The sequence below is a fragment of the methane-oxidizing endosymbiont of Gigantopelta aegis genome (assembly GCF_016097405.1).
In the GTDB taxonomy this organism is placed as follows: Bacteria; Pseudomonadota; Gammaproteobacteria; order Methylococcales; family Methylomonadaceae; genus Methylomarinum.
Map to the genome: position 1 here is coordinate 1,482,370 of NZ_JAEHGD010000001.1, position 14,326 is coordinate 1,496,695.

13 protein-coding genes and 1 pseudogene are annotated in these 14,326 nt (G+C 45.4%); 13 read left to right on the forward strand and 1 reads right to left on the reverse strand.

All coding sequences use genetic code 11. The features are described 5' to 3' along the window. The first annotated feature begins 87 nt into the window (after positions 1-87). Positions 88-1,089 carry a cytochrome-c peroxidase gene (locus JEU20_RS07410; RefSeq protein WP_198244614.1) on the forward strand — a complete coding sequence of 334 codons (1,002 nt, stop codon included), beginning with the start codon at positions 88-90 and terminating at the stop codon, positions 1,087-1,089. 96 nt (positions 1,090-1,185) lie between these two features. On the opposite strand, the gene JEU20_RS07415 is transcribed toward JEU20_RS07410, so the two are convergent. After that, positions 1,186-3,135, reverse strand: coding sequence for a BRCT domain-containing protein (locus JEU20_RS07415; protein WP_198244616.1), 1,950 nt, complete (start codon positions 3,133-3,135; stop codon positions 1,186-1,188). Positions 3,136-3,288: 153 nt separating this feature from the next. On the opposite strand from JEU20_RS07415, the gene JEU20_RS07420 reads away from it, so the two are divergent. The 12 genes and pseudogenes from JEU20_RS07420 (at position 3,289) to dnaQ (ending at position 14,310) form a co-directional block, all read left to right on the forward strand. Beyond that, a complete protein-coding gene (locus JEU20_RS07420) occupies positions 3,289-4,422 on the forward strand; it encodes a GGDEF domain-containing protein (RefSeq protein ID WP_198244618.1) in 1,134 nt (377 codons plus the stop codon). Positions 4,423-4,517: 95 nt separating this feature from the next. Then, positions 4,518-5,387: a cell division protein ZapE gene (zapE, locus tag JEU20_RS07425; protein WP_198244620.1), complete on the forward strand. Its 870-nt coding sequence runs from the start codon at positions 4,518-4,520 to the stop codon at positions 5,385-5,387. A gap of 8 nt (positions 5,388-5,395) precedes the next feature. Next, positions 5,396-5,866 (forward strand): annotated as a pseudogene (locus tag JEU20_RS07430) (IS5 family transposase); the annotation flags it as partial. Next, entirely contained in the window at positions 5,847-6,194 is a 348-nt protein-coding gene (gene zapE / locus JEU20_RS07435; RefSeq protein WP_245395145.1) for an AFG1/ZapE family ATPase, read from the forward strand. The pseudogene JEU20_RS07430 and the gene zapE (JEU20_RS07435), both read left to right, overlap by 20 nt. 20 nt (positions 6,195-6,214) lie before the next feature. Continuing rightward, complete coding sequence (locus tag JEU20_RS07440; RefSeq protein WP_198244624.1) at positions 6,215-7,585, forward strand: V-type ATP synthase subunit B; 1,371 nt, start codon at positions 6,215-6,217, stop codon at positions 7,583-7,585. Position 7,586: 1 nt separating this feature from the next. Then, a complete protein-coding gene (locus JEU20_RS07445) occupies positions 7,587-8,180 on the forward strand; it encodes a V-type ATP synthase subunit D (protein ID WP_198244626.1) in 594 nt (197 codons plus the stop codon). Then, complete coding sequence (locus tag JEU20_RS07450; RefSeq protein WP_198244628.1) at positions 8,180-9,982, forward strand: V-type ATP synthase subunit I; 1,803 nt, start codon at positions 8,180-8,182, stop codon at positions 9,980-9,982. Before JEU20_RS07445 ends, JEU20_RS07450 begins: the two co-directional genes overlap by 1 nt. Then, positions 9,975-10,433, forward strand: coding sequence for an ATP synthase subunit C (locus JEU20_RS07455; RefSeq protein WP_198244630.1), 459 nt, complete (start codon positions 9,975-9,977; stop codon positions 10,431-10,433). Before JEU20_RS07450 ends, JEU20_RS07455 begins: the two co-directional genes overlap by 8 nt. Continuing rightward, entirely contained in the window at positions 10,430-11,119 is a 690-nt protein-coding gene (locus tag JEU20_RS07460; RefSeq protein WP_198244632.1) for a V-type ATP synthase subunit E family protein, read from the forward strand. Before JEU20_RS07455 ends, JEU20_RS07460 begins: the two co-directional genes overlap by 4 nt. After that, positions 11,116-11,790, forward strand: a complete 675-nt coding sequence (locus JEU20_RS07465; RefSeq protein WP_198244633.1) for a DUF2764 family protein — start codon at positions 11,116-11,118, stop codon at positions 11,788-11,790. Before JEU20_RS07460 ends, JEU20_RS07465 begins: the two co-directional genes overlap by 4 nt. After that, positions 11,790-13,613 carry a V-type ATP synthase subunit A gene (locus JEU20_RS07470; RefSeq protein ID WP_198244635.1) on the forward strand — a complete coding sequence of 608 codons (1,824 nt, stop codon included), beginning with the start codon at positions 11,790-11,792 and terminating at the stop codon, positions 13,611-13,613. The genes JEU20_RS07465 and JEU20_RS07470 overlap by 1 nt, the downstream gene beginning before the upstream one ends. Then, positions 13,600-14,310, forward strand: a complete 711-nt coding sequence (gene dnaQ / locus JEU20_RS07475) for a DNA polymerase III subunit epsilon (protein WP_198244637.1) — start codon at positions 13,600-13,602, stop codon at positions 14,308-14,310. Before JEU20_RS07470 ends, dnaQ begins: the two co-directional genes overlap by 14 nt. Positions 14,311-14,326: the final 16 nt, after the last annotated feature.

The following is a 14,326-nucleotide window of genomic DNA, read 5'->3' on the forward strand; positions in this document are numbered from 1 at the left end:
CTTGGAATGATTTTATCCTGTTCAACTAAAGGCGTTGAGTACGCAGGGTAGCTTGGTTTGATATTATAAAAATACCCGGAGGATAGTATGTTAAAAATTCGATTGCTGGTTTCTGCTTTATCGTTAGCAGGCTCCATGTCTGTTATGGCGGCCGAAGCCTTACCGACCACGGCGCCTGCACCTGCTGATAACCCAACAACCGCTGAAAAGGTGGCGCTAGGGAAAATGTTGTATCACGACCCGCGCTTGTCATCTAGCGGAACAGTGTCGTGTGCCTCTTGCCACAATACGATGCTGGGGGGTGAAGATAACCGAGGTGGCTCTGTCGGTGTCGGTGGCCAGGTTGGGGGGCGTAGTGCACCCACAGTTTGGAATGCGGCATTTAACAAAGTTCAATTTTGGGATGGTCGTGCGGCTAGTCTGGAAGAGCAGGCAGCAGGGCCTGTGACGAACCCGATTGAAATGGGTATGAAAAGCTGGGATGAGGTGGTCAAACGCCTTAAAAGCATAGAAGGCTATCAGCAGGCGTTTGAAAAAGCCTTTGGTAAAGATTCTATTTCCAAAGATACGGCAACAAAAGCGATTGCAGCGTATGAACGAACGCTGATTACGCCAAATAGTGCATTTGATCGCTATGTCAAAGGTGATAAATCGGCGATGACTGAGCAACAAGTTCGGGGCATGAATAAAGCGGTGGAATTGGGCTGTACTGGTTGCCACAGTGGTCCTGCATTCAATGGTCCGGGTATGTTCCAGAAATTCCCGGTTAATAAAAATGGCTATTTTGAAGCTCAATATGGTTTCAGTGATGATAAAGGCCGCGCGGAAGTAACCGGTAAGAAAGAAGACGAGCATTTATGGAAAGTGCCGACTTTACGTAATGTCGCTTTAACGGCACCGTATTTTCATAATGGTAAGGTCAAAACATTGGAAAAAGCGGTCTGGTTGATGGGCAAACTACAATTGGATAAAGATTTGTCTGAAGAAGATGTCGCTGATATCGTCGCATTTTTGAATGCATTGACAGGCGAATTTCCTAAACAGGAGATGCCAAGATTACCTGGCATGCCAGGTCGAACCTTTAATTAGAATAACGGGGCTTGCGTAAGACGGTTTTAACGTCACGCAAGCTCTGGAACTATTTGATAAAGGGCGTATAAAAGTACGCCCTTTTCTATACCGGGTTTACTGTTTTATCAAATCTAGGTATTCCTGTTCAGTCATTATGGTTATCCCTTTTTCGCGGGCAGCATCCAGCTTTGTTTGCCCCACTTTTTCACCGATAACCAGATAATCGGTTTTACCGGTCACGCTGCTAGCAACTTTTGCGCCAAAACTTTTCGCTTCTTTTTTCATCGCATCACGACTACCATGTTGCATGGTTCCTGTGAAGACGACGGTTTTGCCGCTCAGCGGGTGATTTTGAGTCTGCCGGGTATCGTGTGTGGTCGATTCAATGTTAAAGCCTAAAGCATATAATTTTTCAAATAGAGGCCGGATTCTTTTAAAACCTTTGATAACAATATGAGCCGTTTTTTCTGCAAAGCCTTCAACCGCGACGATATCCGCTTCGGTTAACTCAAAAATGGATTCTAAAGGGTAATGCGCCAGCAATTTTTCACAATTTCCGAGTCCCATCCGAAATACGCCAAAAGCCGCCAGGAAACGCCAGTCTTCCACCGGCTCGATTCGGCTGCGTACTAATTCATCGACCAGATTTTGGGATTGCTTGGGGCCAAATCCCATCGCCTCAAATTGTTCGGCATTCAACTGATAGATGTCATAAACATTTTTTATGCCATGTTCATACAGTTTTTTGATGGTAGCAGGACCAAAGCCATCGTTATTTTTTAATACTTTAAAAAAATGTTCCATCGTATGCGTGATTTGGGCTGGACATTCCAGATTATTGGTGCAGACCAGATAATCGTTATCCCAGACCAGTTCAGTGCCACAACTGGGGCAATGGCTTGGGATTTCAGGCGTCACCGGTTTGATAACAGCTTCAATTTTAGGAATCACCTCGCCTGAACGGGTCAGCCGGATGATGGCACCCGGCCCGATACCTTTTTCCTTGACCATTTTGTAATGGTGAGCGGTGGCACGAGATAGTAGTGCGCCACTCAATCGCACCGGCTCTAGTTCAGCCACCGGGGTGATACGGCCTGAACGTGAGGTCTGCGGAATTACTTTCAGTACTTTGACTTCGGCGGTTTCAGTATTGGCTTTATAGGCAATTTGCCAGCGATGATGATGACGTGTTGCGCCCATAATACGTTTGATTTCGGCATCGGTGACTTCAAGAATAACGCCATCGACATCATAATCGACACTATGCCAGACATCGTTGACAATTTCGTCGAAATGCTCGGCCAATGTTTTCCATGGACCTTCCCAGGCCGGTAGTAAGGCAAAGGGGTAAAATACCGCAGCTTTATCCTCAATGGCTTTGAGTGCATGCGGGTCCAGCTTTTTTTCCTTAATGATACTGGCCTGAAAATTACGGCTGTTATCGTAAATTTTAGCTAAATGCTGATTGAAATAGTGTTTGTTCACGACGATTTCACCGGCGCCTAAGCCGCGTTGTCCATTGTTAGCGACAACTAGGCCCCGCTCAAAGACACGGCTGATATCCTGGCCATAGCGACCATCACCTCGGGTGTAGAGTTTTTTTCCATCATCATAGGCGGCGTAGCCATCTAGTTTAGGTGTGACACGGAAAATAAGCTGATCAAAATCTTTGCCAATTTTCTCGGCTGCTTTTTCTACCCGTTTGGCCCAACGTTTGATTTCCTCGAAATGATAGGCTTTATCGGTTGAAAGCATGGTGACCGGGAGTTTTACCGTTTTACCTGCAAATGCAGGTTCTGCTTCAACCTGATGTAAATAGGGATGATCGGGATGGCGTTTTTTGAGTTCAGCCAGAAACAGAAAATCATAAACAGCATCACTGACAATCGGTTCGCCGCCTCGGTACAGTGCATTACAAATGGCTAATAGTTCTAGGAGTTCGTCATCATTGAGCTCTGACACAGCCTCTGGCTGTTGGATGAGGTATTGCAATTTATTTTCAGGTAAAAATTTAGGTTGAATATCAGCTTGTTGAAGTAGTTCTGTTTGTGTAGAGGTCAGCATTGTGTGATCGGGTTCGTGTTTTAAAAATTTGTTGTAAGGGTTTAAGTTCGAGTTCAGAAAAGGGCGGTAGTTTAATTATCAAACAACATGGTTTTTCTTTATTGAGCTGCTAGAATTATGAAAACTTCTTCAAGATTATACGAGAATCTACTTTTGGAAAAAGATTTATCAATGGGGCTGGTGTTGCTCGAAAGTCATCTAGATGGAATGCTGGAGCGGGTTCAACAGAACAGTGCCGCTTTAAAACGGTTTCAGAAATTCGAGATGGGCTTGCTTGGTCTGAACACGTTGGCCGAAATGATTGAGTATGTTTTAACCTATACTCAGAACTTTTTTGAGCTAGATCATGTCAGCTTCTGTCTGATTGATGAAAATAATGAAATTAGTCGTTATCTGGTCGAAGACCGTTACGATTATAAAAATCGGCAAGGCCTGATACTATTGAGTGAGAAAGATTTCTTTTATGACCGCTTAGGCGCTATGGCGCGGCCTTATTTGGGCGCTTATATGCCAAAATTATGCGATTATTTTTTTCTGGAACAGGAAAAGCCGGCATCTGTGGCTGTTTTGCCACTAAATCGTCGCGGCAGGATATTAGGCTCGCTTAATCTGGGCAGTTTAAAGCCGGATCGGTTTTCGATGAGCATGGCGACAGATTTTATCGAACATATGATTTCGGTTATCAGCATTTGTCTGGAAAATAATCTGAATTTTGAAACCATGCGCCGAACCACGTTAATCGACACTTTGACCGGCGTTAATAATCGTTTTTTCTGGGAGCAGCGCATTGATGAAGAATTGGATCGCAGTAGCCGCAATAATCAACCCTTAACCTGCTTGTTTCTGGATATTGATTTTTTCAAAAAAGTGAATGATGTTTATGGGCATCAGGCCGGTGATTATGTGTTGACGGAAGTTGCTGGAACCATAAAGAAACAATTACGCAGCAATGATGTCTTAGCGCGTTATGGCGGGGAAGAGTTTGTTGCTTTGTTATCTAATATCGATGAGGGAAAGGCCGATGAGATTTCCGAGCGCATCCGTTTAGCTATCAGCCAATTAACATTAAACTATAACGGTGATGATATACCGGTTACAATTTCTATTGGCTCAGCGTCTTATCAACCTAATAGCGCATTTTCCTGTCCCTCGTCAGACATTGCCGAGGCTTTGATAAAGCAAGCGGATACGGCGTTGTATGAGGCCAAGAGAAAAGGCCGTAACCGGGTGGAAAATGGTGGCCGAATTGCCACAATCAATCGTCAACTCGATCATAAAATTGCTTAAATGCCGTTTCAATGAAGTCATAAGTTTACGTTGGAAGTGCTGGCACGAATTCTTGTTGTCCTGAGCTTGCGAGCACCTCATCTATTCCCACAAAAATGTCAAAACCTCCCGCAGTAAAGTCGCACCCGGTCAATTTAGTCCAACACTATGAGCAACAGGTTGAAGAGCAAGGTTTGATTTTTGACCTGGCACAGTTGAATGTTGTTCAACATCTGCAAGTTATTCTCGATCAGTTAGCCGCAGAGTCTGTGCGGAGAAAGCGCTGGTTTGGGCGGAAAAAGAAGCCGTCGTCATCTCAGGGTGTCCAGCATTTATATATCTATGGCGAGGTAGGACGGGGCAAATCCATGTTGATGGATATGTTTTATCACGCCTGTCCAATATCCCAAAAACGGCGGGTTCATTTTCATACCTTTATGCAGGAAGTTCATCAGTTTGTTCACAACTGGACGCAACAGGGCAATGTGATGTCAGCAATGGGGGAAGAGATTAGCCAATCTGCTCGTTTATTGTGTTTTGATGAATTCCATGTAACCGATATTGCCGACGCTATGATTATGGAACGTTTGTTTCAAAGTCTGTTTGATCAAGGCGTTTGTGTCGTGATTACATCAAATCGACATCCCTCCGATTTATATCAAGGGGGACTATTACGCGAACAGTTTTTGCGTTTTGTGAATAAGTTGTTGAACAAGGTTGATGTGGTGGAATTGACGGCAAAGCAGGATTATCGGCGGCAAGGCGTGGCTTCAGAGCAGCTGCGTTTTATTTATCCTCTAGGGCAGGATAGCACAGCCTGTCTCCAGCAACGTTATCATCAGTTAAGCGATGCCGGTGTGGTTGAAGCAGGCATCGTACAAATATCAGGCCGAAAGATTCAGGTTGAAGCCTGGCACGGGCGGGTTTTATGGGCAACTTTTTCGCAATTATGCCGTGAATCATTAGGGGACTTTGGGAGAAACTGAAGATAATTATGTTGAAAATGGGAATTTATGACAAACCTTGTCTTCGAAAAACAGTCGAAGGTATTTTTTATCGCTTGCGAGTAGGTTGTCCCTGGAGAGATTTACCCACGGCTTTTGGTAATTGGAATGCGGTATATAAACGATTCAATGACTGGTCTCGTAAAGAAAAACTGATGGGTATTTTTAACGCCTTGGTTGTTGATCCAGACCTGGAATGGGAATTTATTGATGGGAGTATTGTGAAAGCACATCAGCATAGTAGTGGTGCGGCCTGTGAACAAGAAACAGCGATAGGGAAATCTGTCGCCGGGAACACCAGTAAAATTCATATGGCCGTTGATGCCTGTGGTCTTCCTATTCATTTCTCAGTGACAGGCGGCGAAGTTCATGACTGTAAAGAAGCACCGAAATTAGTTGCAGAGCTCCCAAAAGGTGACTATATAGTTGCTGACAGAGGCTATGACAGTGAAGCATTACGTCTTCCAGCCCCTAGGTAGTCGTGATTTTTTAGCTCTTGTTGGGCAGTTTGATACGGTCATTTTAGAGGCTATTCCAAAACTTTCGGCCGATGAATTTGACGCAGCGCGGCGGTTCAGCATATTGATCGATATTTTGTATGAAAACAAGCGCTTATTGATTTGCAGCTGCGAGGTTAAAGCCGCCGAAATTTATACCGAAGGTGACGGCGTTTTCGAATTTCAGCGCACGGTGTCTCGGTTAATCGAGATGCAGAGTCAACAATATCTTGCAGAACATAATCAACAGGTAGAGAATAAGGAAAAGACAGTCACGCAATATTCGGGCTAATCATCTTAAGCGGAGGACGCATGATTCACAACATGATTCGACACCAGCGCATTGAAGCGATTATTGGTAATATCATGAAAGTGAAAATTTCCAATATTGCCCAATTACAGGATATTGCGCCCTGTTTTGGCGATCTTGCCCGGGTGGAGGATGGGAGCGGCTATTTTTCATTGGCGCAAGTAATCAAGATTACTGATGATGAAGTCTCTCTGCAGGTTTTTTCGGGTACTCAGGGGCTTTCAACCCAGGCTTCCATTCTGTTTTTAGGCCATTCCATGCAGGTAACCTATTCGGCCAATATTTTAGGGCGGATTTTTAATGGTGTCGGTGAGCCGATGGATGGTGGTTCATCCCTGGCTCCCGACCCTAAAGTGTCGATTGAATCCGTGACGGTGAACCCGGTTAAGCGGCTATTGGCATCAAATATGATTCGGACCAATATTCCGATGATCGATGTTTTCAATTGTCTGGTTGAAAGCCAGAAAATTCCCATATTTTCCATTTCCGGCGAACCATACAACCCTTTTCTGGCCCGTATTGCAATCCAGGCCGATGCGGATATTGTAGTTTTTGCGGGCTTAGGGTTGATTTATGATGATTTTCATTTTTTTCGTCATCAGTTTGAGCAGGCCGGGGTGTTTGCCCGGACTGTCATGTTTACCAACCTGGCTTCCGATCCGATTGTCGAGCGCCTGCTGGTGCCGGATATGGCGTTGACTGTGGCCGAGCGTTTTGCGGTGGAAGAGGGTAAAAGAGTTTTGGTTTTAATGACCGATATGACCGCCTATGCCGATGCCATGAAAGAAGTCGGTATCGCCATGGAACATGTGCCTTCGAATCGGGGGTATATGGGGGATTTGTATTCGCAATTGGCCAAGCGTTATGAAAAAGCCTGTGATTATCAAGGGGCTGGCTCGGTGACGATTTTGACCGTCACCACCATGCCGGGCAATGATGTGACTCACCCAGTGCCGGATAATACCGGCTATATCACCGAAGGGCAGTTTTATTTGCATGACAATATGATTGACCCTTTCGGTTCCTTGTCGCGATTGAAACAGCATGTTATCGGCAAGGTGACACGGGAAGATCACAGTCAGATTATGAACACTATGATCCGCTTTTATTCTTCGGCGGTTGAGGCTGAACAAAAACAGGCAATGGCATTTGATTTATCGGACTTTGATCTGCGATTGTTAAAATTTGGCCAATTATTTCGACAACGCTTTATGGATATTACGGTTTCGATTCCGCTGGAGGAAGCACTGGATTTATGTTGGCAAACGTTGGCCGAGTGTTTTGAAGCCGAAGAACTGCTGATGAAGCAGGCGTTGATTGATAAATATTTCCCCGGCCGGAATACGGATCAGGTCATGGAAGCAGGGGGCTAATATGCGTCGATTAACCTTTAACAAAGCGGCCTTACATCAGCAAATACGCTTGTTGAAGCGGTATCGACAGTTTTTGCCGTCATTGGATTTAAAACGAAAACAATTATTACAAGAACGTGCCAAGGCTCAAGCGCGCTTATCTGATACACAAAAGCAGCTGGAATTATGTTTGGACTGGGTTGAAACCGAACTGCCCATGTTGGCAGATTCGCGGATTGAGGTGGAAAGCCTGGTTAAGATTCGGCGTATCAAAACCACTGAGAAAAATAGTGTCGGTATTCGCTTGCCGGTATTGGAAGCGGTTGAATTTGAACCTGTGCAGTATTCTTATTTTTGCAAGCCGCATTGGGTAGATGGCTATATCCATAAAATGCAGCAGGCGCTGAGGCTGAATATTCAATTATCGATCGAGCAGCAGCGTTTGGATATTCTGCAACAAGCACTCAGAAAGGTCACGCAGCGGGTGAATTTATTCGATAAGGTTTTGATTCCACAAACACTGGATAATATTCGAAAAATACGCATTTATTTGTCAGATAATGAGCGCGCTGCGGTTATTCGGTCAAAAATCACTAAGCAAAAAAGAGCGGGCTAATGGCCATCGTCCGTTTAAAAAAAGTCACTGTTACAGGTCTTCGGAAAGAGAAGCAGGCGGTGCTGGAAAAATTGCAGCAATTAGGGCAAGCACATTTGATTGCTTTGAATCCACAAGCTGCTAAAAGTCAGGGTGAATTGCGGCAACAAAATCGTGATGTATTGACGGCGTTGAAATACCTCAATCAATGTCCCCGAAAACGGCCACAAATCGATGACATGGATGATTTCGATTTGGATAAGACCATAGCTCAAATACTGGATATTAAAGAAAAAAGTCGACAATTATCGGAACAATTGGAACAGGTTCAGCTTAAGATCAAGCATCTTGAGCCGTGGGGTGATTTTAAATTGCCGCCGCTGGATGCTTTGAAGGGTATTCGCTTATGGTTTTATCGCGTACCACGGCATTTGCTGAAAAAAATAGCCAAGAACTTGATTTGGCAAGTTGTCCATGAGGACAATATTCATTGCTATGTTGTGGTTTTATCGACCAAAGAGCCGGCGCGTAATGCGATGCCTGTTGCACGATCCCATACCGGTTCAGTGCCTTTATCCACGCTTCGAAAACAGGCTTTGCGCATCACTCTGGAGCTTGAAGACTTGCAAGCACAACGTGAATCCTTAACCCGTTGGATTACGTTAATTTCTTTTAGCCTGCTCAAATATCAAGATCGGCTCGATCTTAAACAAGCGATGTTGATGGCCCTGGATACGCCAGATTTGTTTATTATTCAGGCATGGCTGCCTGAGGCGGCTGAAGCTGAAATGATACGCTTTGCTCGCAGACAGCAGCTGGCGCTTTTGTTTGAAGCACCGGTGCCTAAGGACACGCCGCCAACCTTATTGAAAAACCCAGAATGGATAGCTGCCGGTGAAGACTTGATTCGATTTTATCAAATACCGGGATATCGCGAATGGGACCCCTCCGGTATCGTGTTTTTCTCGTTTGCTACATTTTTTGCCATGATTATGTCTGATGCAGGCTATGCCAGTGTGCTGGGGTTGATTTTACTGTTGAAATGGAAGCACGCAGGTCAAACTGAAAAGGGACGAAGAATGCGCATTCTTGCGTTGTTTATCGTGCTGTTCTCATTGCTTTGGGGCGTGATAACCGGCAGTTATTTCGCTATCCCATTACCGCCTGAGTCAATATTGGCGAAAGCTGCGATACTCGATTTATCTGATTTTGATCAAATGATGCGATTGTCGATTGCCGTGGGGGTCGCACACCTGATACTGGCGAATCTGATTAAAGCCTGGCAATATCGAAAAACGACGCGTGCACTGGCGTCCGTAGGCTGGGCTGTGTTGGCGGCGGCAGGGTTTATGGAATGGATTGAGTTTGGGCAGGCAGACGCAACGATGAGCCCAAGTCGAATCGGTATTGTGACAGGATTGGCATTCGTTTTATGTTTCAGCAGCTCTCGCCCACTTTCCCGTCCACAAGATTTATTCTGGCGTCTATTGGAGGGCGTAAAAAAAATGGCCCAGGTTTCGCAGATTTTTGGTGATGCTTTGAGCTATTTACGTCTGTTTGCATTAGGGCTTGCAAGTGCTTCTTTAGCGCTGACATTTAATCATCTGGCCGGCAATGTTTACCACGCTATGCCCGGGGTGGGCTTGTTTTTGAGTTTGCTGATTTTGTTGGCAGGACATCTACTGAATTTGATGTTATGTTTAATGAGCGGTGTGGTGCATGGGTTACGCCTTAATTTTATTGAGTTTTTTCATTGGAGCCTGTCAGATGAAGGGTATCCGTTTAAAGTTTTTGCTTGTCGGGAGGAAATAGGCCATGGTTGATTTTATTATTGTGTTGTTGGGTTGGAGTGGCTTGTATGCACCGATGGCATTAGGCGCTATTGGCAGTATCATTGGCTGTGCAACCGCAGGGCAGGCGGCAATCGGTGCAATTCTTGATTCAGAAACAGGGCATGGTCGATTAGTGGGGGTTTCTGCGATGCCTTCGTCACAGGTTATTTACGGCATTGTGATCATGTTTACCTTGCAACGCGCCATCAATCCCGATAATGCACCGGCTATTTTTGCCATTGGCTTGTTATCAGGGCTGGCGTTAATGTTCAGTGCGATTTATCAAGGCCGGTGTTGTGCTTCGGCAATTAGTGCTGCGAAGGCGAAACCGGAAATTTTCGGTATTTCGATTGCGCCGGCGGCGATTGTTGAGGGGTTTGCGGTTTTTGCCTTTATTTTTGCATTGGTCATCAGTGCAGGTATTCCACAGGGCGCAGTATGAAAAAAACACATAAAACACTGGTTTCATCCGGGGTTGAGCAACTGATTGAACGGCTCAGAAACGAAGGTGTTGAGGCTGGCCAAGCTGAGGCTAAAAAAATTATTGATGAGGCTCAGGCGCGTGCCGACTGGCTTGTGCAAGAAGCCGAGCGTGAAAGTGAGAAAATTCTGAAACAAACGCATGAGGATGCAGAGGCGATTCGGAAAGCCGCTGAAGACGCCTTGAAACTGGCTGCACGCGATGCGGTAATAAAATTACGCGATACGTTACTAAACAGTTTCAGTCAGGAAGTTGCCCGTACTGTGAACCAGAAAATGGCGGATAAAAACGTACTGCAGCAATTATTACAATCACTAGCGGGGACGGTTCGGGAAAAAATGGCGTTGGATGAACGGCAAAAATTAGTCTTTCATTTGCCTGAAACGGTGATGGGGGTTGAGGAGTTGAAACAGCATCCCGAAGAATTGACCCAAGGCGCGTTATCGCATTTGACGTCAGACTTTGCTGAACAGATGCTGCGTAAAGGCGTTACGATTGAAGTGGATCCGAGTCTTGAATCTGGCATCGTGATTCAGTTAGTGGATGAGAAGATCCGTATTGATTTTACTGAGCAGACGGTGAGTGATTTGTTATTGAACCATTTGCAGCCGCGTTTTCGGGCGTTATTACAAGGTATCGTTAAATGAATGGCGTCAAAAATCGCTATGTCATGTTAATGGCCAGTCTGCCGCCACATTCGGCCGATTTTTTTGCAACCCGTTATCCACCCATTTCGGCGATTCAACTGCAACAACGTTTGGCCTGGTTAAGCCCTGAAGATGCGGCAGATTTAAACCGGATTCAAGGTATTTTATATTGGTCAGAGGTCATTGATGGATCCGATGCGGAATTCCTACAGCATGTGCAGGGAGTATTGCAACAAATTGATAACTGTTATTTAAAAGCTATTATCCTTTGGCGATTGCAATTGCGGACACTGGTTGCCGCCATGCGTTTAAAACATCATCAGCCGCAACAGGAGGTTAGCATGCAAATGTTGGCAATGACGCCTTTTGCCCGTGACATCCTCAGAAACTGGCAACTGCCGGATTTCGGTTTGCGCTATCGTTTTCCCTGGATCAATGACATCGATGCCTTGATTCAACAAGAATCTTATCTGGCATTGGAGAAATATTTACTGAAACTGATCTGGCGCTATTATGAGCAGCAAAGTCAGGGGCATTTTTTTGATTTCGAAGCGGTCGTTGTTTATGTATTACGCTGGGATCTGGTGAATCGCTGGAATCAGCAGCATGGACAAAAAGCCCGGCAACGCTTTGTCGAGATCATGCAACGCCAGGTTGAGGAGGCGGTCTGATGCAGAAACAACCCGAGTTTTCAGCCGAGGTCATCGCCATTCAGGATGATATTGTTTCCATTCGCATGCTGGATGCTGAGCACGCAGCCTTGATGAAAAACGAAGTGGTTTATATTTTGCCGAAGCGTAAACAAGAGGTCGATTATCAACCGTACCTGAAAGCGGAAGTGCTCCGAATCAAAGCGGATACTGCAGATGTCCAGGTCTATGAATCAACAACCGGTGTGGGTGTCGGTGACCCGGTTGTGCAAAGTCATGAAATGCTGTCGGTTGAACTCGGGCCAGGGTTGTTGGGACAAGTCTATGATGGCTTACAGAATCCTCTGGATGTCATCGCCAACCAATATGGTTATTTTTTGCCTAAAGGTGTTGATATACCCGCCTTGGATCGAAACAAAAAATGGGCATTTACCCCTTGTGTTCGCAGTAACGCACAGCTACAGGCCGGTAGTGTCATAGGTTCTGTGGTGGAAAATCGCTTTAATCATAAAATAATGCTGCCGTTTGATTTGCGTGGTGACGTGGAACTATGCTGGATTCAGGAAGGTAATGTCACGATTGATGAAGCCGTTGCGCAAATTAAGCACGCTAACGGTGAGTTGCAAAATATCACACTGAAGCAAGATTGGCCGGTCAGAATCCCATTGCCACAGTATTTGCTGAAACACAACTTGGCTAGAAGATGCTATCCACAGCAGCCTTTAATGACGCAATTGCGTATCATCGATACCTTTTTTCCGATTGCGCGGGGTGGTACGGGTTGTATTCCGGGCCCTTTTGGCGCCGGCAAAACCATTTTACAGAATTTGCTGGCTAAAAATTCCGATGTTGATGTCGTGATCGTGGTGGCCTGTGGTGAAAGAGCCGGTGAAGTGGTGGAAACCATCAATACTTTTCCGCAGCTTAGCGATCCGAAATCATCGGGGTCGTTGATGGAACGTACCATCATTATCTGTAACACATCATCGATGCCGGTTGCGGCGCGTGAAGCGTCAATATACACCGGCATAACATTGGGAGAATATTACCGGCAAATGGGGCTGAATGTTTTATTGATTGCCGACTCGACTTCGCGTTGGGCGCAAGCGATGCGGGAAACCTCCGGGCGGTTGGAGGAAATTCCTGGCGAGGAGGCTTTTCCGGCTTATCTGGACTCGGCCATAAAAACAGTTTATGAGCGGGCCGGTGTCATAGAAACATCACCGGAAAACAGTGGCTCATTAACGATGATCGGTACGGTTTCACCGGCCGGCGGCAATTTTGAAGAGCCTGTGACTCAGGCTACCTTGAATACAGTAAAAACATTTTTAGGATTGAGTGCGGATCGTGCTTACAAACATTTTTATCCCGCTGTCGACCCGCTCATTTCATGGTCGCGTTATCTTGAGCAGTTGCATGACTGGTATGCACAAAACCTGCAGCCGGAATGGACTGAAATGGTGCAACGCGTTATACAATTATTGAAACAGGGTGATGCGGTGTTGCAAATGATTCAGGTTGCCGGCGAGGAAGGCATTACCTTGGATGATTTTGTGGTTTACCTTAAAGCGCAGTTTGTCGATACCGTTTATTTGCAACAGGATGCGTTTGACGCTGTCGATGTGGCCGCACCGCTTGCTCGCCAACATGAAAATTTTGCCCTGCTGACAAAAATAGTGGAACATGATTACGTATTCAGTGACAGAGAGCAGGCCCGGCATTTTTTTACACAATTAAGCCATTTATTTAAAAATTTGAATTATGCGCCTTTTAAATCACAGGAATATCAGAAATTGATCGATGAAATCATCCAATTGACCCATTTGACGTATGAAAAAAACTAATCGACAGATTGTATTAGATACCGAAACCACAGGCTTAAACCCGAAAGAAGGACACCGTATTATTGAAATCGGCTGTGTTGAACTGGTCAACCGCAGGCTTACCCAAAATCATTTTCATGTTTATATCAATCCAGAACGTGAAATTGATCAGGAAGCCATCGACGTTCATGGGATTACGAACGATTTTTTGCGGGAAAAACCTAAATTTGCCGAAATTACAGATGATTTTTTCAATTTTGTCGCTGGTGCCGAGCTGGTTATTCACAATGCGCCATTCGATGTCGGTTTTTTAAATCATGAATTATCTTTGATCAAAGATGAACAACGTCGGATTGAAACGCAGTGTACGGTGTTCGATACCCTGGTTTATGCTCGCAAAAAACATCCGGGTGCGCGTAATACGCTAGATGCTTTATGTAAACGCTATGGTATTGACAATAGCCACCGTGAACTGCATGGAGCCTTGTTAGACGCCGAGATTCTGGCCGATGTCTATCTGTTAATGACAGGAGGCCAAGCCTCGTTACTGGAAGAAGATAATCTGTCGGATGCGATGCATGTTGAAGAAATTATCCGTTTACCGGCAGGACGCAAACCTCTGAAAGTGATTCAATGCAATGCGGCTGAGCGTGACAGCCATCTCAATTATTTAGAAGGCTTGAGTAATGTCGGCGGCGCTAAAATATGTTGGGAATAATGGCTGGCAGGCGAAC

Coding starts and splice junctions, on each gene's coding strand:
- JEU20_RS07410 (WP_198244614.1), top strand. CDS start 88: ATGTTAAAAATTCGATTGCTGGTTTCTGCTTTATCGTTAGCAGGCTCC.
- JEU20_RS07415 (WP_198244616.1), bottom strand. CDS start 3,135: ATGCTGACCTCTACACAAACAGAACTACTTCAACAAGCTGATATTCAA.
- zapE (WP_198244620.1), top strand. CDS start 4,518: ATGTCAAAACCTCCCGCAGTAAAGTCGCACCCGGTCAATTTAGTCCAA.
- zapE (WP_245395145.1), top strand. CDS start 5,847: ATGACAGTGAAGCATTACGTCTTCCAGCCCCTAGGTAGTCGTGATTTT.
- JEU20_RS07440 (WP_198244624.1), top strand. CDS start 6,215: ATGATTCACAACATGATTCGACACCAGCGCATTGAAGCGATTATTGGT.
- JEU20_RS07445 (WP_198244626.1), top strand. CDS start 7,587: ATGCGTCGATTAACCTTTAACAAAGCGGCCTTACATCAGCAAATACGC.
- JEU20_RS07450 (WP_198244628.1), top strand. CDS start 8,180: ATGGCCATCGTCCGTTTAAAAAAAGTCACTGTTACAGGTCTTCGGAAA.
- JEU20_RS07455 (WP_198244630.1), top strand. CDS start 9,975: ATGGTTGATTTTATTATTGTGTTGTTGGGTTGGAGTGGCTTGTATGCA.
- JEU20_RS07460 (WP_198244632.1), top strand. CDS start 10,430: ATGAAAAAAACACATAAAACACTGGTTTCATCCGGGGTTGAGCAACTG.
- JEU20_RS07465 (WP_198244633.1), top strand. CDS start 11,116: ATGAATGGCGTCAAAAATCGCTATGTCATGTTAATGGCCAGTCTGCCG.
- JEU20_RS07470 (WP_198244635.1), top strand. CDS start 11,790: ATGCAGAAACAACCCGAGTTTTCAGCCGAGGTCATCGCCATTCAGGAT.
- dnaQ (WP_198244637.1), top strand. CDS start 13,600: ATGAAAAAAACTAATCGACAGATTGTATTAGATACCGAAACCACAGGC.